The sequence below is a fragment of the Cellulomonas wangsupingiae genome, from assembly GCF_024508275.1.
In the GTDB taxonomy this organism is placed as follows: Bacteria; Actinomycetota; Actinomycetes; order Actinomycetales; family Cellulomonadaceae; genus Cellulomonas; species Cellulomonas wangsupingiae.
Map to the genome: position 1 here is coordinate 1,150,112 of NZ_CP101989.1, position 18,932 is coordinate 1,169,043.

The window sequence follows — 18,932 nt, forward strand, 5'->3', positions numbered from 1 at the left end:
GTCCCGGTCCGGAACCGCCCCCGGGACGGCGACGGCCCCCTCACCGTTGCGGTGAGGGGGCCGTGCGGGGTGCGCCCGAAAGGATTCGAACCTTCGACCTTCTGCTCCGGAGGCAGACGCTCTATCCACTGAGCTACGGGCGCGCGGCGGTCACCGACACTACCAGCACACGCGCGCCGGTCCAGCCACGCGCGCGAGGTGGCCTCCGGGACGCCGCCGACGGAGCGTCCGCGGGGGCGTCAGCCGTCCTCGAGCAGTCCCGACAGGTACCCGCTCGTCTCGGCCGCGGCGCGCTCCGGGTCGCCGGCCACGATGGCCTCGATGAGCGTGTCGTGCGCGTCGGCCGCGTGCGCGTCGGTGACGAAGTTGAACCGGATGTTGTCGCCGATGGCCTCGATGAGGTTGTCGTACAGGGACCGCAGCACGGGGTTGCCGGCCGTGCGCACGATCGAGCGGTGCAGCTCGAGGTCGCTCGCGACCATCTCGTCGAGGACGCCCCCGTCGTACGCGCGAGCCCGTGCGTCGCGCTTGGCGAGCAGGTCGGACGCGTCGTCGGCGGTGCGGCGGCGGGCGGCCAGGCGGGCCGCCTCCATCTCCAGGGCGCGGCGCACGGAGACGACGTCGCGCTGGCGGGCGTCGGCGATCTGCCGGCCCATGGTCACGGCCAGCTCGGAGGACGACAGCACGTACGTCCCCGAGCCCTGCCGGCGCTCGAGCAGCCCGGCGTGGACCAGCGACTGCACCGCCTCCCGGACGGTGTTGCGCCCGACGCCCAGCAGCTCCACCAGGGACGGCTCCGGCGGGATCCGGGACCCGACGGCCCACTCGCCCGAGCCGATGCGTGACCGCAACGCCTCGACGGCGGTGTCGATCAGTCCGGTGCGTCGCGCCATGGGTGGTGGTCTCCTCGTCGTCGTCGGCAGGGCGTGCACCCGCCGACCCGACGGCCACGGTGCCCCTCGCCCGAGTCAACACGTCCGACGACCGGACGACCAGTCCCACGGGCTGGCACCCCGGGTGTGTCGTGCCCGGTGCGGCAGGAGCGCGCAGGTCCCGGCCGGGACTCACGTGGCGGGCCGCTCGTCGCCGTCCCCTACCCTGGAACCGTGACTCCCGATCAGCTCGCCGACGCACTGCGCGGCGCTCTCGTGCACGCCGTCGACGACGGCACGTTCGCCCTCGACCCGGCCGCGATCCCGGCCCGTGTGCACATCGAGCGACCCCGCCAGCGCGAGCACGGCGACTGGTCGACGAACGTCGCGCTGCAGCTCGCGAAGAAGGCCGGCGTCAACCCGCGCGCCTTCGCCGAGGAGCTCGCGCGCCGTCTGGCGGACGTCCCCGGCATCGCGGCCGTCGAGATCGCGGGACCCGGGTTCCTCAACATCCGCCTCGACGCGGCCGCCGCCGGAGAGCTCGCGCGCGGCATCGTCGAGCAGGGTGCCGACTACGGGACCAACGAGACGTTCGCAGGCCTCAAGGTCAACCTCGAGTTCGTCTCGGCCAACCCCACGGGTCCGCTGCACATCGGCGGCGTGCGCTGGGCGGCGGTCGGCGACGCGCTCGCCCGCGTGCTGACCGCGTCCGGCGCCGACGTCACGCGCGAGTACTACTTCAACGACCACGGCGCGCAGATCGACCGCTTCGCGCGGTCCCTCCTGGCCCGCGCCCGCGGCGAGGAGGCCCCCGAGGACGGCTACGGCGGCCAGTACATCGCCGAGATCGCGGACCAGGTGATCGCCGACGCGCTCGCGGCCGGTGAGCCGGACCCGCGCACGCTCCCGGACGACGAGGCGCGCGAGGCGTTCCGCGCCCGCGGCGTCGAGCTGATGTTCGGCGAGATCCGCCAGTCGCTGCACGACTTCGGCGTCGACTTCGACGTGTACTTCCACGAGGACTCGCTGCACGAGTCCGGTGCCGTGGACCGCGCGGTGGCGCGCCTGCGCGAGTCCGGCCACATGTTCGAGGCCGACGGCGCGCTGTGGCTGCGGACCACGGACTTCGGGGACGACAAGGACCGCGTCGTCATCAAGTCCGACGGTCAGGCCGCCTACATCGCCGGCGACATCGCCTACTACCTCGACAAGCGCGAGCGCGGCTTCGACCGCGTCGTCATCATGCTGGGCTCGGACCACCACGGGTACGTGGGTCGCATGATGGCCGTGTGCGCGGCGTTCGGGGACACCCCGCACGTGAACCTCGAGATCCTCATCGGCCAGCTCGTGAACCTCGTCAAGGACGGGGAGCCGGTGCGCATGTCGAAGCGCGCGGGCACGATCATCACGATCGACGACCTGGTCGAGGCCGTCGGCGTCGACGCCGCGCGCTACGCGCTGTCGCGCTCGTCGTCGGACCAGCAGATCGACCTGGACCTCGACCTGCTCGCGAAGGCGACCAACGAGAACCCGGTCTACTACGTGCAGTACGCGCACGCGCGCACGGCGGCCGTCGCGCGCAACGCCGCCGAGTCCGGCGTGCGCCGTGAGGACGGGTTCGACGGGTCGACGCTCGACCACGAGTCCGAGGCCGTGCTGCTGGGCCTGCTCGCGGAGCTGCCGCGGATCGTCGCGCAGGCGGCCGACCTGCGCGAGCCGCACCGCGTCGCCCGCTACGCCGAGGACGTCGCCGGCGCGTACCACAAGTGGTACGACCAGAAGCGGCGCGTGGTGCCGTGGGGCGAGGAGGAGGTCACCGACGCGCACCGCACGCGCCTGTGGCTCAACGACGCGACGCGCCAGGTGCTCGCGAACGCGCTCGGCATGCTCGGGGTGAGCGCGCCGGAGCGGATGTGACCGCCGGGCCGCTCGGCCTGCCCTGGTCGTCCGGTGCCGTGCGCGGCGCCGACGGTGCCGTGCGGGTGGCGGGCGTCGACGTGCGCGACCTCGCGGCCGCCCACGGGACACCGGCGTACGTCGTCGACGAGGCCGACCTGCGGGCCCGTGCGCGCGGCTACCGCGAGGCGTTCGAGGCGGCGTGCGCGCAGGTCGGCACGGGCGTCGACGTGTACTACGCGGGCAAGGCGCTCCTCACGCGCGCCGTGGCGCGCTGGGTGCACGAGGAGGGTCTGCGCGTCGACACCGCCAGCGGCGGCGAGCTCGCCGTCGCGCTCGCGGCCGGCGTCCCGGGCGAGCACCTGGGCCTGCACGGCAACAACAAGTCCGACGACGAGCTGCGTGCTGCGCTCGACGCGGGCGTCGGACGGATCATCGTCGACTCGCTCGTCGAGGTGGACCGCCTCGCCGCGCTCGTGCGGGACCACCGCGGGGCCGGGGGCGCGCCGGCGCCGGTGATGGTCCGCGTCACGACCGGCGTGCACGCCGGCGGGCACGAGTTCATCTCGACGGCCCACGAGGACCAGAAGTTCGGGCTGTCCCTGGCGGCGGGTCCGGACGGCGGCGACAGCCCTGCGCTGACCGCGCTGCTGCGGGTGCTCGACCACCCCGAGCTGCACCTGCTCGGCATCCACTCGCACATCGGCTCGCAGATCCTCGACTCCTCGGGGTTCGCGGTCGCGGCGCACCGCGTGCTCGAGCTGCGGGCGAGGTTGCGGGACCGGGCGGGCGTGCTCGTCGACGAGGTCGACCTCGGCGGCGGCTACGGCATCGCGTACCTGCCGGGGGGCGTCCCGCTCGACCCCGACCGCATCGCGAAGGAGGTCGCGCAGGCCGTCGCCGACGCGGCGCGCGAGCTGGGCACGCCGCTGCCCCGTCTGTCGATCGAGCCCGGTCGCGCGATCGTCGGCCCGGCGGGGCTGACGCTGTACACGGTCGGCACGGTCAAGCCGGTCCGCCTCGACGACGGGCGCGTGCGCACGTACGTCTCCGTCGACGGCGGCATGAGCGACAACATCCGTCCCGCGCTGTACGGCGCGCAGTACCACGCGGACGTCGTCTCACGGGCGTCGGACGCCGAGCGGGTGCTGGCGCGTGTCGTCGGCAAGCACTGCGAGAGCGGCGACATCGTGGTCCACGAGGTGCTGCTGCCGGGCGACGTGCGGGCGGGCGACCTGCTGGCCGTGGCCGCGACGGGCGCCTACGGCCGGTCGATGGCGTCGAACTACAACCTGCTGACGCGGCCACCGGTGGTCGCGGTGACGGCGGGGGAGTCGCGGGTGCTCGTGCGCCGCGAGACGGTGGACGACCTGCTGGCGCTGGACGTCTGCGCCACCTGACCGGCGCGCGGCACGGCCGGCGTCACAGGCCGTGCGCCGCCGCGAGGTCCGCGAACACCGCACGGTTCAGCCGGAACGCGACGCGCGCCTCGGCGACGACGTCCGCGCGCTGCGCGGGCGTCAGCGCCAGCGCGTCGAGCCGCTCCCGGTAGACGTCCTTGAACGGCTTGAGCTTGTGGATCTGCGGGAAGTCGTAGAAGGACACGCCGTCGCCGCGCAGGCCGTGGTGGCGCTCGATCATGCGCTTGAGCACCTGCCCGCCGGACAGGTCCCCGAGATAGCGCGTGTACGCGTGCGCGGCGTAGCGGGGCAGGTCGTCGCCGACGGCGTCGAGCCGCGCGACGTAGGCGGCCGTGGCGGGCAGCACGCGCGCCCGCGTGCGCCAGTCGTCGCCGAGCAGGTGGGCCAGGTCCGCCTCGATGGCGGGCACCCGCACCAGCTCGGCGAACACCAGGTCGCCGTCGGTCCCGGCGGCGGCGAGCCGCTCGCCGGCCGCCTCCAGCGCGACGTAGACGGCGTGCTGCTGGGCGGCGAGGTCCACGTACCCGGCGAGCGGCAGGGAGCCGTCGACCAGGCGCTCGACGAAGGTCGAGCGCTCGGCGGCCTCGTGGTCCTCCCGCGTCCCGGTGCGCAGGGCCGCGGACAGCGGGACGTCGGGCGCCGGGTCGAGGACCTGCTCGGTCGTGGCGGTCATGCGGTGCTCCCGGTGTTGCGGTCGAGGACGACGATGTTGCTGACACTCTGTCAGCACGCTCACCGTAGGCCCGGTGAGGTCAGCCTCACAAGACCGCCGTCCTGGTGGGATGCGCCCGCAGCCCGGACGGTAGCGCCTGCACGGCCCGGGTCCGCCCTATCCTGGGCGGCGACCGTGCCGGCCCGCGCCGCGCCCGGTCCGACGTCCCACCCGGCGGCACCGTCGACCGCCCCGCTCGGAAGGCACCTGCGTGGCCCTCACCCCCGGCACCCTCCCGCCCCTGCGCGTCGCCGTCCTCGGCTGCGGAGTCGTCGGCACGGAGGTCGTGCGCCGGCTGGTCACGGAGGGCGAGGAGCTCGCCGCGCGCGTCGGCGCCCGGCTCGAGCTCGTCGGCGTCGCGGTCCGCTCGCTCGACGCCGAGCGCGACCCGGTGGTCGACCGCTCGCTGCTGACCACGGACGCCGAGTCGCTCGTCACGAAGGCCGACGTCGTCGTCGAGCTGATGGGCGGCGTGGAACCGGCCCGCGCGCTCGTGCTGCGTGCCGTCGAGCACGGCGCGTCCGTCGTCACCGCCAACAAGGCGCTGCTCGCGCAGGACGGGCCCACGCTGTACGCGGCCGCCGACGCCGCCGGTGTCGACCTGTACTTCGAGGCCGCGGTCGCCGGCGCGATCCCGATCGTGCGTCCCGTGCGCGAGTCGCTCGCGGGCGACACGGTGCAGCGCGTGGTGGGGATCGTCAACGGCACGACCAACTACGTCCTCGACGCCATGACGACGGCAGGGCTCGGCCTCGAGGAGGCGGTCGCCCAGGCGCAGGCGCTCGGCTACGCGGAGGCGGACCCCACCGCCGACGTCGAGGGGTTCGACGCCGCCGCGAAGGCGGCCATCCTCGCGTCGCTGGCCTTCCACACCCGCGTCGCGCTGGACGACGTCGACCGCGCCGGCATCACGGCGCTGACCGCGGACGACGTCACGTGGGCCGGCCGCACGGGGCACGTCCTGAAGCTCCTCGCCGTCGCCGAGCGCGCCACGTCCGCCGAGGGGCGTGACGGCGTACTCGTGCGGGTGCGCCCCACGCTCGTGCCCGCCGAGCACCCGCTCGCCGGCGTCCGGCAGGCCTTCAACGCGGTGTTCGTCGAGGCCGAGGCCGCGGGAGAGCTCATGTTCTACGGCCGCGGCGCGGGCGGCGCCCCGACGTCGTCCGCCGTGCTCGGCGACCTGGTGTCCGTGGCCCGGCACCGGGTGCTCGGCGGCAAGGGGCCCGTCGAGTCGTCGCACGCCGACCTGCCCGTGCTCGACGGCGGGCAGGCGCGCTCCCGCTACCAGGTGCGCCTGCTGGTCGACGACCGGCCCGGCGTGCTGGCCCGCGTCGCCGCCGAGCTCGCCGCGCAGGACGTGTCCGTCGAGTCGGTGCGCCAGACCCTGCAGGTCGCCGGCGACGACGCGTCGGCCACCCTCGTCATCACGACGCACACCGCACCGGAGCACGCGCTGCGCGCGACGGTCGACGCGGTCGCGGCGCTCGACGTCGTGCGACGCGTCGTGTCCGTGCTGCCCGTGCTCTGAACCGACCACCCACCCACGCGAGGAACGAACCCCATGGCCCACCAGTGGCGCGGCGTCATCGCCGAGTACGCCGACCGTCTGCCCGCCCACGTCCAGCAGCGCGTCGTCACGCTGGGGGAGGGCGGCACGCCGCTCGTGCCCGCCCCGGCGCTGTCGGCCCTCACGGGCGCCGACGTGCACGTCAAGGTCGAGGGCATGAACCCGACGGCGTCCTTCAAGGACCGCGGCATGACGACGGCCATCTCCGCCGCCGCCGCCCGCGGCGCCAAGGCCGTGGTGTGCGCGTCGACCGGCAACACGTCCGCGTCCGCCGCCGCCTACGCGACGCGCGCGGGCATGGTGTGCGCCGTCCTCGTGCCCGACGGCAAGATCGCGATGGGCAAGCTCAGCCAGGCGATCGCCCACGGTGCGCGGCTGCTGCAGGTCGACGGCAACTTCGACGACTGCCTGATCGCGGCCCGCAAGCTCGCCGAGGCGTACCCCGTCGAGCTGGTGAACTCCGTCAACCCCGACCGCATCGAGGGGCAGAAGACGGCGGCGTTCGAGGTCGTCGACGCGCTCGGCGACGCCCCGGACATCCACTGCCTGCCCGTGGGCAACGCCGGGAACATCACGGCCTACTGGAAGGGCTACCGCGAGTACGCCGGGCTCGACGCCGGGGCCGGCCTGCCCGCCGTCGCGACCCGGACGCCCGCCGTGTGGGGCTTCCAGGCCGCCGGCGCGGCGCCGATCGTGCTCGGCTACCCCGTCGACGACCCCGAGACCATCGCGACGGCCATCCGCATCGGCAACCCCGCGTCCTGGCAGCAGGCGGAGGAGGCGCGCGACGTGTCGGGCGGTGTCATCGAGTCCGTCACCGACGAGCAGATCCTCGCGGCGCACCGCGTCCTGTCCGCCGAGGTCGGCGTGTTCGTCGAGCCGGCCTCCGCCGCGGGCGTCGCCGGGCTGCTCGCGCGTGCCGAGCGCGGCCTGGTGCCCGCCGGCGCGCGGATCGTCGTGACCGTCACGGGCCACGGGCTGAAGGACCCGCAGTGGGCACTGCGCACCGCCGACGGCAGCGAGGTGCAGCCCGTGCGCGTGACGGCCGACGTCGTGTCGATCGCCGACGCGCTCGGCCTGGCCTGAGCGCCGTGCGGCTGCGCGCGGCGCACGTGCGGGTCCGGGTCCCCGCCACGTCGGCGAACCTCGGGCCGGGCTTCGACGCGCTCGGGCTCGCCCTGGGCCTGCACGACGAGATCGAGGTCCGGGCGCTCGGTGCGCCGGGCGTCCGGGTCGAGGTGCACGGCGAGGGCGCCGGGTCGGTGCCGGACGACGAGACGCACCTCGTGGTGCGGGCGCTGCGCGCCGCCCTCGACCACGTCGGGGCGCCCCAGACGGGCCTGCACCTGGTCTGCCGCAACCGCGTGCCGCACGGCCGCGGGCTCGGGTCGTCGGCCGCGGCCGTCGTCGGCGGCATCCTGGCCGCCCGTGGCCTCGTGGAGCCCGGGGCGCTCGACGACGACGTCGCCCTGGCGCTGGCCACGCAGTTCGAGGGGCATCCGGACAACGCCGCGCCGGCGCTCCTGGGTGGGCTGACCGTCGCCTGGTCCGACGACGCGACGGGCGACGTCGCCCCGGTGCGGGCCGCGCGTCTCGAGGTGCACCGGGACCTCGCACCCGTGGCCGTGGTGCCGCCGGGTCACCTGTCGACGCACGCGGCGCGCGGCGTGCTGCCCGCGCGGGTGCCGCACGCGGACGCGGCCTGGCAGGCGGGCCGGGCGGCCCTGCTGGTCGAGGCGCTGGGACGCCGCCCGGACCTGCTGCTGCCCGCGACGCAGGACCGGCTGCACCAGGGCTACCGCCGTGAGGTGATGCCCGCCTCGCTCGCGCTCGTCGACGCCCTGCGGGCGCAGGGGGTCGCGGCCGTCGTGTCGGGTGCGGGGCCGACCGTGCTGGTGCTCGCCCGCCGCGCACCGGGTTCGCAGGACGGCACCGACGCGGACGCGGCGGTGGCCGACGCGTTCGGCGGCGTGATGGCCGGCTGGCGGGTGCTGCGGCTGCCGGTGGACGCGACGGGTGCGGAGGTCACGACGCTGCTCGACTGAGGCCGGGGGCCGTGCGGCCCGCGGGTGAGAGCGCGTGATCCCCCTCGGCGGCGGGGCCCGCGGTGCTAGGCTTGGCCGCGTTCCCGGACCTCGTCCTCCGGACCCCGTCGATCCGACAGGGGGCCGGACAGTGGATCCGCCGGTGGATCTTCCAGGTCCCCGGCTCCCCGACCACTCTCCGGATCCCACCGGACGGTCGCCCACGTCGACGACGAGGGGAACATCCCGCCCGCGTGAGCAGACGTCGTCGTACGCAGCGCGCGTGGCACCACTCCGCCCGGTCACGTCGACCTGGTGCAGGCCCCCTCCCGGGCGGACCGGGCGGGCCCCGACGAGGGGGAAGGATCCTTCGTGACAGACACCATCGATGCCGCCGCGAGCACCACGGGCGGCTCGGGCTCCGGGAGCATCTCCGCGATGCGACTGCCGGAGCTCCAGGCGCTCGCCGCACAGCTCGGCGTGAAGAGCACGAGCAAGATGCGCAAGGGCGACCTGGTGCAGGCGATCTCCGCCGCCCGCTCCGGCGAGCGGCCGGAGCCCGTGGAGGCGCGCACGGCGACGCGCCGCGCGCGGACCGTCGTCGAGGAGCAGACCGAGGCGCCCACGCAGACCGCGCCGGCCGAGCGTCCCGTGCGTGCGCGGGAGCGCTCCGGTGGCGGCCGTGACGCGCTGGCGACCCTCGAGGCGGTGCTCGACGCGCGGCTCGCTCCGCACGAGCAGCGTGACGACCGGGCGGCCCGGGCCGCGGACGCGGTCGGTGCCGTGACCGGCGAGCGGCGCTCGCGCCGTGCCGGCCGGGGTGCCGGGGCACCGGTCGGCGCCGACGGCGCGCCGCAGGGCGAGCCCGCCGAGCGTCAGCGGGCCGAGCGCGAGCCCGAGCGTCAGCAGGGTGACCGTCAGCAGGCCGAGCGCCAGCAGGGCGACCGCCAGCAGGGCGACCGTCAGCAGGTGGAGCGCGACCAGGGTGAGCGTCGCCAGGCGACGCAGGGCACCCAGGGCGGGCCGAACCCGCAGGGCGCCGAGCATCAGGACGACGACGAGCGCGGCGGGCGGCGGCGACGCTCGCGGGACCGCTACCGCGACCGGGACCGTGACCGGGACCGCAAGCGCGGCCGTCCCCGCGGCGGCCAGGGTGACCTGCCGGGTCTGGACGAGGTGGAGGTCACGGACGACGACGTGCTGCTGCCCGTCGCCGGCATCCTCGACGTGCTGGACTCGTACGCCTTCGTGCGGACGACCGGCTACCTGCCCGGCCCGAACGACGTGTACGTCTCGTTGAACCAGGTCAAGAAGCACGGCCTGCGCCGTGGCGACGCGATCACCGGAGCGGTCCGGCAGCCCCGTGAGGGCGAGCAGGCGCCGCAGGGCAACCGCCCCAGCAAGTTCAACGCCCTGGTGCGGCTGGACGCGGTCAACGGCTCGGACCCGGAGGAGGCGCGCCAGCGTCCGGAGTTCACGAAGCTCACGCCGCTGTACCCGCAGGAGCGGCTGCGCCTGGAGACCGAGCCCGGCCGGCTGACGCCCCGCGTCATCGACATCGTCGCGCCGATCGGCAAGGGCCAGCGCGGCCTGATCGTCGCGCCACCGAAGGCCGGCAAGACGATCATCATGCAGCAGATCGCCAACGCGATCGCCGCGAACAACCCCGAGGTCCACCTCATGGTCGTGCTCGTCGACGAGCGCCCCGAGGAGGTCACGGACATGGAGCGGACCGTGAAGGGCGAGGTCATCGCCTCGACCTTCGACCGTCCCGCGTCCGACCACACGATCGTGGCGGAGCTCGCGATCGAGCGGGCCAAGCGCCTGGTCGAGCTCGGTCAGGACGTCGTCGTGCTGCTCGACTCGCTGACGCGCCTGTCACGCGCCTACAACCTCGCGGCGCCGGCCTCGGGCCGCATCCTGTCCGGCGGCGTCGACGCCTCGGCGCTCTACCCGCCCAAGCGGTTCTTCGGCGCGGCCCGCAACATCGAGAACGGCGGCTCGCTGACGATCCTCGCCTCGGCGCTGGTCGAGACGGGCTCGAAGATGGACGAGGTCATCTTCGAGGAGTTCAAGGGCACCGGGAACATGGAGCTGCGGCTGTCGCGCTCGCTCGCCGACAAGCGCATCTTCCCGGCGGTGGACGTCAACGCGTCCGGCACCCGCCGCGAGGAGGTGCTCATGAGCAACGACGAGCTGAAGATCGTCTACAAGCTGCGTCGCGTGCTCGGCGGGCTGGACCAGCAGCAGGCCATCGAGCTGCTGCTGGGCAAGCTCCGCGAGACGAAGTCGAACGTCGAGTTCCTGCTGCAGGTGCAGAAGACGACGCCCGGCCACAACGGCCCCGCCCTCGAGGACGGCGTCGGCAAGGTCGTCTGACGCTCGGAGCCGGCACGCGACGGCCCCGCACCCCGTCGGGTGCGGGGCCGTCGGCGTCCCGCCGGACCGCTAGCCTCCTGCCGTGCCGCTCGCTCCGGAGGACCTTGCCGACGTGCTCACCCGGCCCGAGGTGATCGGGCTGCTCGCGCTCCTGCTGCTCGTCGCCCTCGTCGGACGGCGCCGCCGACGTCGGGTCGCAGCCCCGCGCGCGGGAATCGGTCGGCCGCGCGTCGGTGACGTCTGGTTCGCCGACGTCCCGTTCGAGGACGGGACGGGCAGCAAGGACCGTCCCGTCCTCGTGCTGCGCGTCGACGACCGGACCTGGGAGGTCGCACGGTTCACGTCGCAGGACCGCAGTGCGCGACGTGACCACGTCCGGCTGCCGCCGGGCTTCCCCGGCCTGACCCGTGCCAGCTGGATCGACCTGCGGCCACGGACGCTGCCGCTGTCGGCCGCGCGTCGCCGGTCCGGGCACCCGGGCGAGGCGCTCGTGGCCTGGTACCGCGACGCGGCCGACGGGCGCGGGCCGTCCTGACGCTCCCGACCGGGAAGGTTTCGCGGCCGCTCGCGGTTCTGGCACAATGGTCCGTCGGTCTGCGGTTCACCGGCGCGGTACGCGCGTCCGGACCCGGAGGCAAACCCCAAGGAGAACTACCGTGAAGTCTGGTATCCACCCGCAGTACGTCCTCACCGAGGTCACGTGCACCTGCGGCAGCACGTTCGTCACGCGCTCGACGGTGACGAGCGGCAAGATCCACGCCGACGTCTGCAGCGCCTGCCACCCGTTCTACACGGGCAAGCAGAAGATCCTCGACACCGGTGGCCGCGTCGCACGGTTCGAGGCCCGCTACGGCAAGAAGCCGGCCAACTAGCTCCTGATCAGCGCCGGTGCGCCCGGCGGACGACGGCCCTCCATGGTCGTGTCCGCCCGCGCACCGGCGCTGTCGCTTTGCGCGGGCCGTCCGGCCCGCGCCGGGAGCCGGTCAGTGGGAGGGCAGCAGGTGGAGCAGCTCGACGCCGTCGAGGCGATGCTCGCGGAGCACGCGCAGATCGAGCGCGACCTGTCCGACCCGTCGGTGCACGCGGACGCCGGGCGCGCCCGGCGGCTGGGGCGCCGGTACGCGGAGCTCGGGCGCGTCGTGCAGGCGTACCGCCAGTGGCGGGCGGCCGCGGACGACGCCCAGGCCGCGGCCGAGCTCGCCGCGGAGGACGCGGGCTTCGCGGCCGAGCTGCCCGCGCTGCAGGCCGCCGCGGCCGAGTCCGCCGAGCGTCTGCACCGCGTGCTGGTGCCGCGGGACCCCGACGACGGGCGCGACGCGATCCTCGAGATCAAGGCGGGCGAGGGCGGCGAGGAGTCGGCGCTGTTCGCCGGCGACCTCCTGCGGATGTACACCCGCTACGCCGAGCGGCAGGGGTGGAGCGTCCAGGTGCTCGACCTGACGCCGTCGGACCTCGGTGGCGTCAAGGACGTGCAGGTCGCCGTCAAGGCCCGGACCGCCGGGCCCCCCGAGGACGGCGTCTGGGCCCACCTGAAGTACGAGGGGGGCGTGCACCGCGTGCAGCGGGTGCCGGTCACCGAGTCGCAGGGGCGCATCCACACGTCGGCGGCGGGCGTCATGGTGTTCCCGGAGGCCGACGACGACGGTGACGTCGACATCGACCAGAACGACCTGCGGATCGACGTGTACCGCTCGTCGGGCCCCGGCGGGCAGTCGGTCAACACGACGGACTCGGCCGTGCGGATCACGCACGTGCCGACCGGGATCGTCGTGTCGATGCAGAACGAGAAGTCCCAGCTGCAGAACCGCGAGCAGGCCATGCGGGTGCTGCGCGCCCGTCTCCTGGCGGCGCGCCAGGAGGAGGCGGCGGCGGCCGCGAGCGAGGCGCGCCGCTCGCAGGTGCGCACGGTCGACCGGTCCGAGCGGATCCGGACGTACAACTTCCCGGAGAACCGCATCGCGGACCACCGCACGGGCTTCAAGGCGTACAACCTCGACCAGGTGCTCGACGGCGACCTGGGGCCCGTGATCGCGTCGGCCCTCGAGGCCGACGAGGCGGCGCGCCTCGCGGCCGCGGGCGGGGTGCCGGCATGAGCGCGCCGACGGACGTGCGCGGCACGGAGCCGGGGTTGCGCGCCTACGTCGACGGGGCGACGGCCGTCCTCGCCGAGGCGGGCGTGCCGTCGCCGCGCCACGACGCGCTCGCGCTGGCCGCGCACGCGCTCGGGGTGCCGCGCGTGGAGCCGGCGCTGCCGCCGGCCCTGCCGGCGCACTTCGCCGCCGAGTACGCCCGGCTCGTCGACCGGCGCCGCGCCCGTGAGCCGCTGCAGCACATCGTCGGGTCCACCGTCTTCCGGTACGTGACGCTGCGCGTCGCGCCGGGTGTGTTCGTGCCGCGCCCGGAGACGGAGACGGTGGCCCAGCTCGCGGTCGACGAGGCCGCTGCCCTCGCGGCGGGCGGGGGACGGCCGACGGTCGTGGACCTGTGCACCGGCACGGGCGCGATCGCCGTGTCGGTCGACACCGAGGTGCCGGCGAGCCGCGTGGTCGCCGTCGACCTGTCCGACGAGGCCGTCGAGCTGGCGCGTGCCAACGCGCAGGCCGTCGCCGGCCCCGACCTGCGCGTCGTCCAGGGCGACGTACGGGACCCGGGCCTCCTGGCGGAGCTCGACGGGACGGTGGACGTGGTGGTGTCGAACCCGCCGTACATCCCGCCGGACGCCGTGCCGCTCGACCCCGAGGTGCGTGACCACGACCCGGACCTCGCCCTGTACGGGGGCGGCGCCGACGGCCTCGACGTGCCGCGTGCGGTCGTCGCCGCGGCCGCGCGGCTGCTCGTCCCCGGTGGCCTGCTCGTCATGGAGCACGCCGAGGTGCAGGACGCCGACGCCCGCGCGGCCGCCCTCGCGACGGGCGCCTTCGAGGACGTCCGCACCGTGCCGGACCTCACGGGTCGTCCACGCACGCTCGTCGCTCGGCGGGTCGCCCGCCCGGTCGTGGAAGACTCGCCCGCGTGAGTCTCCTCCGGATCAAGGACGCGACCGACCCGCGGGCGTGGGGCCCGGCGATCGACGAGGCGGTCCACGCCGTCGGCCGGGGTGAGCTCGTCGTCCTGCCGACCGACACCGTGTACGGCATCGGTGCCGACGCCTTCGACCCGCGGGCGGTCCAGGCGCTCCTCGACGCCAAGGGCCGCGGCCGGCAGATGCCGCCGCCCGTGCTGATGCCCGACGTGCGGACGCTCGACGGCCTCGCGACGGCCGTGCCCCCGGCGGCGCGCGCCCTGGCGGAGGCGTTCTGGCCCGGCGGCCTGACGATCATCGTCCGCGCGCAGCCCTCGCTCGCGTGGGACCTGGGCGAGACGCGCGGCACGGTCGCGCTGCGGATGCCCGACCACCCGGTGGCGCTCGCGCTGCTGCGTCGTACGGGCCCCCTCGCGGTGTCGAGCGCGAACCTCACGGGGCACCCCGCGGCGTCGACGGCGGCCGAGGCGCACGACCAGCTGGGCACGAAGGTCGCGGTGTACCTCGACGGCGGCGCGGCACCCGGCGGCGTCGCGTCGACGATCGTCGACGCCACCGGGGACGCGCTGCGGATCGTGCGGCTGGGCGCGCTGGACCTCGCGACGCTCGCCGCCGTGGCGCCGGTCATGGCGCCGCCGCCCGCGGGCACGCCGGCACCGTCCGGTCCGCCCGCCGCCGACGGCCAGGAGCCGGACGGTCCGGAGGCCGCCGCGCCGTGAGGGTCTACCTGCTCGTCCTGGTCATCGCGGCCGTCGTCACGTACCTGACGACACCGCTCGCCCGGTGGTGCGCCCTGCGGTGGGGCGCGATCACGGCGGTGCGCGACCGCGACGTGCACGCCGTCCCCACCCCCCGGCTGGGCGGCATGGCGATGTTCGCCGGCCTGCTGGTGGCGCTGCTCATGGCGTCCCGGCTGCCGTTCCTCGAACCGGTGTACGCCAACCCGCGCCCGATCTTCGGCATCATCGGCGGTGCCGCGCTGGTCTGCGCGCTGGGCGTCGCCGACGACATCTGGGACCTGGACTGGCTCACCAAGCTGATGGGGCAGGTGCTCGCCGCGGGCTTCCTCGCGTGGCAGGGCGTGCTGCTGTACCGGCTGCCCCTCGCGGACAACGTGATCAGCGGGTCGTCGCGGGCCGCGGTCTTCGTCACCGTCGTGTCCGTGATCGTGGCGATGAACGCCGTGAACTTCGTCGACGGCCTGGACGGCCTGGCCGCGGGGCTCCTCGCGATCGGCGGCGCGGCGTTCTTCGTCTACGCGTACCTGCTCACGGTCGACACCAGCCGTGACGACTACTCCAACCTCGCGACGCTGGTGGTGGCCGTCCTGGTCGGCGTGTGCCTGGGGTTCCTGCCCCACAACCTGTACCCGGCGCGGATCTTCATGGGCGACTCGGGCTCGATGCTGCTGGGCTTCGTGTTCGCCGCCGCGGCGATCGTCGTCACGGGGCAGATCGACCCGAAGGCGGTGGTGGAGCGCGTGCAGTTCCCCGCGTACGTGCCGATCCTCCTGCCGGTGGCGGTGCTCGTGCTCCCGCTGCTCGACATGGGCCTGGCCATCGTGCGGCGTCTGCTGAAGGGCAAGAGCCCCTTCCACCCCGACCGGCTGCACCTGCACCACCGGCTGCTGGCGCTCGGCCACAGCCACCGGCGCGCCGTGGCCATCATGTACGTGTGGACCGCGGTGCTCGCCTTCGGCGTCGCCGCCCTCGCCGTGCTGTCCACCACGACCGTGCTCGTCGCCACCGGCGTGGGCGTGGTCGTGGCGACCGTCCTGACCCTCGGCCCCCTGCGCGGCCGTACCCCGAACGCCGTGGAGGCCTCACCATGACCACCGCTCCCGACCCGACGCCCGGCCCCGCCGACGACGACACGGCGACCCCCGCTGCCGGCGACCCCGCCGCCGCGGTGTTCCGCCGTGCGCTGCGCGACACGGCGCTCCTGCTGGGGGTCCTGGCGGTGGTCGGCGTCGGCGTCGGCGCCCTCGTCGCCGGCGTGCCCGGGGTGTGGGGCGCCGTCATCGGGGTGGGTCTGGCGCTCGTCTTCTCGGGGACCACCGTCGTGGCGATGCTGCGCACGCTGCGCTCGTCGCCCACGACGATGGCGGCCGTCGTCATGGGGACGTGGCTGGCCAAGGTGCTGGTGGTCGTGGTGGTGCTCGCGCTGCTGCGGGACCAGGACTTCTACTCGCGCGGCGTGCTGGCGGCGGTGCTCGCGCTGGGCGTCCTGGGGTCCGCCGTGCTCGACTACCGGGCGGTCGCCGGCGGCCGCGTGCCCTACGTCGAGCCCGGCGCGCCGCGACGGTGACCGGCGTCACCACAGCCGTGCGGTCCGGGGGCCGGACCTAGGTCATGCATGAGTTAGGCTTCCACCCATCCACGACGGCCAGGTGTCGCCGGTGTGCCCGCGACGAGGCGGCACCAGCCATCACGACCACAGGAGACCGCCCTGTCCAGCATCGCGACGATCCTGCCGCTCGCCGCGGACGAGAACGTCTTCCACACGCCCTCGATCGCTGACTTCTTCCCGCCGGCCATCCTCTTCGAAGGCACGATCTTCGAGTTCAACCGGATGCAGCTGGTGCGCATCATCGCGGCGCTCGCGCTCGTGACGATCATGGTCGTGGCGGCGCGCCGGGCGAAGCTCGTGCCGAGCCGTGGTCAGAACGTCGCCGAGCTGCTGCTCGACTTCGTGCGCGTCAACGTGGCCGAGGACATCATCGGCAAGGAGAAGGCGCACAAGTACGTCGCGCTCCTCACGACGATGTTCTTCGCGGTCCTCGCGTTCAACATCACGGGCATCATCCCCGGCCTCAACATCGCCGGGAGCTCGCTCATCGGCCTGCCGGTCATGCTCGCGCTGTGGGTGTACGTCATGTACCTCGGCGCCGGCATCCGGCACCACGGCCTCGGCGGGTTCCTCAAGACGAGCCTCTTCCCGCCCGGTGTGCCCCCGTTCCTCTACGTGCTGCTGACGCCGGTCGAGTTCCTGACGGTGTTCATCCTGCGGCCCGTGACGCTCGCCATCCGGCTCATGGCCAACATGGTCGCCGGTCACCTCATGCTCGTGCTGTGCTTCGCCGCGACGGACTTCTTCGTCCGCTCGATGTCGGGCATGACCGCCTTCGCGGTGCCGAGCCTGCTCGGCGGCTTCGCCATCACCCTGTTCGAGGTGTTCGTCGCCGCGCTGCAGGCCTACATCTTCGTCGTCCTCGCGGCCGTCTACATCAGCCTGTCGATCGCGGACGAGCACTGACACCACACCCCGCGGGGTCGTGGTCCCGCACCTGAGTACGAGCCCCCGGCCGACCGGCCGGGGACCCAACGGAAGGAACGAGCCACCGTGGCAGACACCAGCATGATCCTTGCCGCCGCCGACGCCGTCTCCGGCAACATCGCGACCGTCGGCTACGGCCTCGCGGTGCTCGGCCCGGGCATCGGTCTGGGCATCCTGATCGGCAAGACCGTCGAGGGCATGGCACGCCAGCCCGAGGTCGCCGGCCAGCTGCGCACCACCATGTTCATCGGTATCGGCTTCGTCGAGGTCCTGGGCCTCCTCGGCCTCATCACCGGGTTCCTCTTCCAGTGAGCACCGCCGCGGTCTCCGCGGCCGTCGTGACGGCCGCGGAAGAGGTCGAAGGCATCCGCCTGCTCCTCCCTGCCGGCTATGACCTGTTCTGGTCGACCGTCGTCCTCGTCGGTATCGCCATCCCGTTCTACAAGTACGTCCTGCCGAAGTTCCAGGCCGTGCTGGACGAGCGGACGGCGAAGATCGAGGGCGGGCTCGCCAAGGCCGAGTCGGCCCAGGCGGAGGCGGCCGCGCAGCTCGCGGAGCACCAGCAGCTGCTCGCCGACGCCCGTGCCGAGGCGGCGCGCATCCGCGAGGAGGCGCGCGCCGAGGGCACGACGATCCTCGCCGAGTCGCGGACCCGTGCGCAGGAGGAGGCGGCCCGGATCGTCGAGACGGCCCAGCGCCAGATCGACGCCGAGCGTCAGCAGGCGGCCGTGTCCCTGCGCGCCGACGTCGGCGCCCTGGCGACGGAGCTCGCGTCGAAGATCGTGGGCGAGTCGCTCGCCGACGAGGCACGGCGCTCGCGCGTCGTCGACCGCTTCCTCGACGACCTCGAGGCCAGCACCACCACGAGCGCAGGCAAGGGGAACTGATGCGCGGGACCAGTCGCGCCTCGCTGCAGGCGGTGGAGCACCGGTTCGCACCGGTGCTCCGGGCCGCCGGCGAGCAGGCACGCACGATCGGGGACGAGCTGTTCGCCCTCACCGACGCGCTCGACTCGTCGGGGTCGCTGCGTCGCACGCTCGCGGACCCGTCGCTCGACGGCGCGCCCAAGGGTGGACTGGTCGCGCGGCTGCTCGACGGCGCCGACGCGCGCACCGTCGAGATCGCGCAGGCGCTCGTGCGGTCGCGCTGGTCGGCGGACGCCGACCTCGCGGACGCGACCGAGCGTCTGGCGTTCCTCGCGCTGCTGGCCTCCGCCGAGGCCGACGGCACGCTGGCGCAGGTGGAGCAGGACCTCTTCTCCCTGACCCGGGCACTCGCGGGTCAGCGTGAGGTGCGTCGGTACCTGCTCAGCGACGCGTACCCGGCCGAGGCGCGCGGCGACCTGGTGGACCGGCTGCTCGACGGGCAGGGGACCGCGGTCACCCGCGCCGTCGCGCGCCGGGCCGCCGTCGCCCCCCGCGGGCGTCGGTATGTGACCACGCTGCTCCACGTCGGTGACGCGATCGCCGAGCTGCGCAGCCGCGAGGTGGCCACCGTCCTGTCCGCCTCACCGCTCACCGCGTCGCAGACCGACCGCCTGGCGGATCTGCTCGGCCGTGCGCTCGGCCGGGCCGTCCAGGTCAACGTCGTCGTCGACCCCGACGTCGTGGGTGGCCTGCGGGTGCAGGCCGGTCCTGACGTGATCGACTCGACCGTCCTCTCCCGGCTCGCCGACGCACGCCGGCAGCTGGCCGGCTGAACCCGCCGGAGCACCGGCCCACGACACACCGCACGCGCGAGGCGCGTGCGTCAGATGAGGAGAA

General features: G+C 74.5%; 19 protein-coding genes and 1 tRNA gene. 17 read left to right on the forward strand and 3 right to left on the reverse strand.

The window, feature by feature from the left end:
* Positions 1-70: 70 nt before the first annotated feature.
* Both NP075_RS05380 and NP075_RS05385 read right to left on the reverse strand, forming a co-directional pair.
* Positions 71-143, reverse strand: a tRNA-Arg gene (locus NP075_RS05380).
* 96 nt (positions 144-239) lie between these two features.
* The gene (locus NP075_RS05385; protein WP_227564273.1) at positions 240-893 is read right to left on the reverse strand and encodes a FadR/GntR family transcriptional regulator; all 654 of its coding nucleotides are present in this window, start codon (positions 891-893) and stop codon (positions 240-242) included.
* 213 nt (positions 894-1,106) lie between these two features.
* On the opposite strand from NP075_RS05385, the gene argS reads away from it, so the two are divergent.
* Both argS and lysA read left to right on the forward strand, forming a co-directional pair.
* Positions 1,107-2,789, forward strand: a complete 1,683-nt coding sequence (argS, locus tag NP075_RS05390) for an arginine--tRNA ligase (RefSeq protein ID WP_227564274.1) — start codon at positions 1,107-1,109, stop codon at positions 2,787-2,789.
* Positions 2,786-4,168 (forward strand): diaminopimelate decarboxylase, encoded by a 1,383-nt coding sequence (gene lysA, locus NP075_RS05395; protein ID WP_227564275.1) that lies wholly within the window; start codon positions 2,786-2,788, stop codon positions 4,166-4,168. Before argS ends, lysA begins: the two co-directional genes overlap by 4 nt.
* 22 nt (positions 4,169-4,190) lie before the next feature.
* Here lysA and NP075_RS05400 read toward each other — a convergent pair whose 3' ends face one another.
* Positions 4,191-4,862 (reverse strand): biliverdin-producing heme oxygenase, encoded by a 672-nt coding sequence (locus NP075_RS05400; protein ID WP_227564276.1) that lies wholly within the window; start codon positions 4,860-4,862, stop codon positions 4,191-4,193.
* A gap of 250 nt (positions 4,863-5,112) precedes the next feature.
* Here NP075_RS05400 and NP075_RS05405 point away from each other — a divergent pair, with 250 nt between their 5' ends.
* From NP075_RS05405 to NP075_RS05475, 15 genes are all read left to right on the forward strand, one after another.
* Positions 5,113-6,429, forward strand: a complete 1,317-nt coding sequence (locus tag NP075_RS05405; protein WP_227564277.1) for a homoserine dehydrogenase — start codon at positions 5,113-5,115, stop codon at positions 6,427-6,429.
* A gap of 33 nt (positions 6,430-6,462) precedes the next feature.
* Complete coding sequence (thrC, locus tag NP075_RS05410) at positions 6,463-7,554, forward strand: threonine synthase (RefSeq protein WP_227564278.1); 1,092 nt, start codon at positions 6,463-6,465, stop codon at positions 7,552-7,554.
* A gap of 5 nt (positions 7,555-7,559) precedes the next feature.
* On the forward strand, positions 7,560-8,513 hold the full coding sequence (gene thrB, locus NP075_RS05415) for a homoserine kinase (protein ID WP_227564279.1): 954 nt from the start codon (positions 7,560-7,562) through the stop codon (positions 8,511-8,513).
* A gap of 351 nt (positions 8,514-8,864) precedes the next feature.
* A complete protein-coding gene (rho, locus tag NP075_RS05420; protein WP_227564280.1) occupies positions 8,865-10,871 on the forward strand; it encodes a transcription termination factor Rho in 2,007 nt (668 codons plus the stop codon).
* A gap of 82 nt (positions 10,872-10,953) precedes the next feature.
* Positions 10,954-11,406, forward strand: coding sequence for a type II toxin-antitoxin system PemK/MazF family toxin (locus NP075_RS05425; protein WP_227564281.1), 453 nt, complete (start codon positions 10,954-10,956; stop codon positions 11,404-11,406).
* Positions 11,407-11,527: 121 nt separating this feature from the next.
* On the forward strand, positions 11,528-11,743 hold the full coding sequence (gene rpmE, locus NP075_RS05430) for a 50S ribosomal protein L31 (protein WP_227564282.1): 216 nt from the start codon (positions 11,528-11,530) through the stop codon (positions 11,741-11,743).
* 156 nt (positions 11,744-11,899) lie between these two features.
* Positions 11,900-12,964 (forward strand): peptide chain release factor 1, encoded by a 1,065-nt coding sequence (gene prfA / locus NP075_RS05435; protein ID WP_250788447.1) that lies wholly within the window; start codon positions 11,900-11,902, stop codon positions 12,962-12,964.
* Positions 12,961-13,887, forward strand: coding sequence for a peptide chain release factor N(5)-glutamine methyltransferase (prmC, locus tag NP075_RS05440; protein ID WP_227564284.1), 927 nt, complete (start codon positions 12,961-12,963; stop codon positions 13,885-13,887). The genes prfA and prmC overlap by 4 nt, the downstream gene beginning before the upstream one ends.
* Positions 13,884-14,612, forward strand: coding sequence for an L-threonylcarbamoyladenylate synthase (locus NP075_RS05445; RefSeq protein WP_227564285.1), 729 nt, complete (start codon positions 13,884-13,886; stop codon positions 14,610-14,612). The genes prmC and NP075_RS05445 overlap by 4 nt, the downstream gene beginning before the upstream one ends.
* A complete protein-coding gene (locus tag NP075_RS05450; RefSeq protein WP_227564286.1) occupies positions 14,609-15,724 on the forward strand; it encodes an MraY family glycosyltransferase in 1,116 nt (371 codons plus the stop codon). The genes NP075_RS05445 and NP075_RS05450 overlap by 4 nt, the downstream gene beginning before the upstream one ends.
* Positions 15,721-16,200 carry a Cg1360 family ATP-synthase-associated protein gene (locus NP075_RS05455; RefSeq protein ID WP_227564287.1) on the forward strand — a complete coding sequence of 160 codons (480 nt, stop codon included), beginning with the start codon at positions 15,721-15,723 and terminating at the stop codon, positions 16,198-16,200. The genes NP075_RS05450 and NP075_RS05455 overlap by 4 nt, the downstream gene beginning before the upstream one ends.
* A 162-nt stretch (positions 16,201-16,362) precedes the next feature.
* Positions 16,363-17,148, forward strand: coding sequence for a F0F1 ATP synthase subunit A (atpB, locus tag NP075_RS05460; RefSeq protein ID WP_227564322.1), 786 nt, complete (start codon positions 16,363-16,365; stop codon positions 17,146-17,148).
* 102 nt (positions 17,149-17,250) lie between these two features.
* Positions 17,251-17,481: an ATP synthase F0 subunit C gene (gene atpE, locus NP075_RS05465; RefSeq protein WP_135974202.1), complete on the forward strand. Its 231-nt coding sequence runs from the start codon at positions 17,251-17,253 to the stop codon at positions 17,479-17,481.
* Complete coding sequence (locus NP075_RS05470) at positions 17,478-18,056, forward strand: F0F1 ATP synthase subunit B (protein WP_227564288.1); 579 nt, start codon at positions 17,478-17,480, stop codon at positions 18,054-18,056. The genes atpE and NP075_RS05470 overlap by 4 nt, the downstream gene beginning before the upstream one ends.
* The gene (locus NP075_RS05475; RefSeq protein WP_227564289.1) at positions 18,056-18,868 is read left to right on the forward strand and encodes a F0F1 ATP synthase subunit delta; all 813 of its coding nucleotides are present in this window, start codon (positions 18,056-18,058) and stop codon (positions 18,866-18,868) included. The genes NP075_RS05470 and NP075_RS05475 overlap by 1 nt, the downstream gene beginning before the upstream one ends.
* Positions 18,869-18,932 lie beyond the last annotated feature (64 nt).

Excerpts from the sequence above, each read along its gene's own strand:
- NP075_RS05385 (WP_227564273.1), bottom strand. The coding sequence starts at position 893 with ATGGCGCGACGCACCGGACTGATCGACACCGCCGTCGAGGCGTTGCGG.
- NP075_RS05400 (WP_227564276.1), bottom strand. The coding sequence starts at position 4,862 with ATGACCGCCACGACCGAGCAGGTCCTCGACCCGGCGCCCGACGTCCCG.
- thrC (WP_227564278.1), top strand. The coding sequence starts at position 6,463 with ATGGCCCACCAGTGGCGCGGCGTCATCGCCGAGTACGCCGACCGTCTG.
- prfA (WP_250788447.1), top strand. The coding sequence starts at position 11,900 with ATGCTCGCGGAGCACGCGCAGATCGAGCGCGACCTGTCCGACCCGTCG.
- prmC (WP_227564284.1), top strand. The coding sequence starts at position 12,961 with ATGAGCGCGCCGACGGACGTGCGCGGCACGGAGCCGGGGTTGCGCGCC.
- NP075_RS05455 (WP_227564287.1), top strand. The coding sequence starts at position 15,721 with ATGACCACCGCTCCCGACCCGACGCCCGGCCCCGCCGACGACGACACG.
- atpE (WP_135974202.1), top strand. The coding sequence starts at position 17,251 with ATGATCCTTGCCGCCGCCGACGCCGTCTCCGGCAACATCGCGACCGTC.
- NP075_RS05475 (WP_227564289.1), top strand. The coding sequence starts at position 18,056 with ATGCGCGGGACCAGTCGCGCCTCGCTGCAGGCGGTGGAGCACCGGTTC.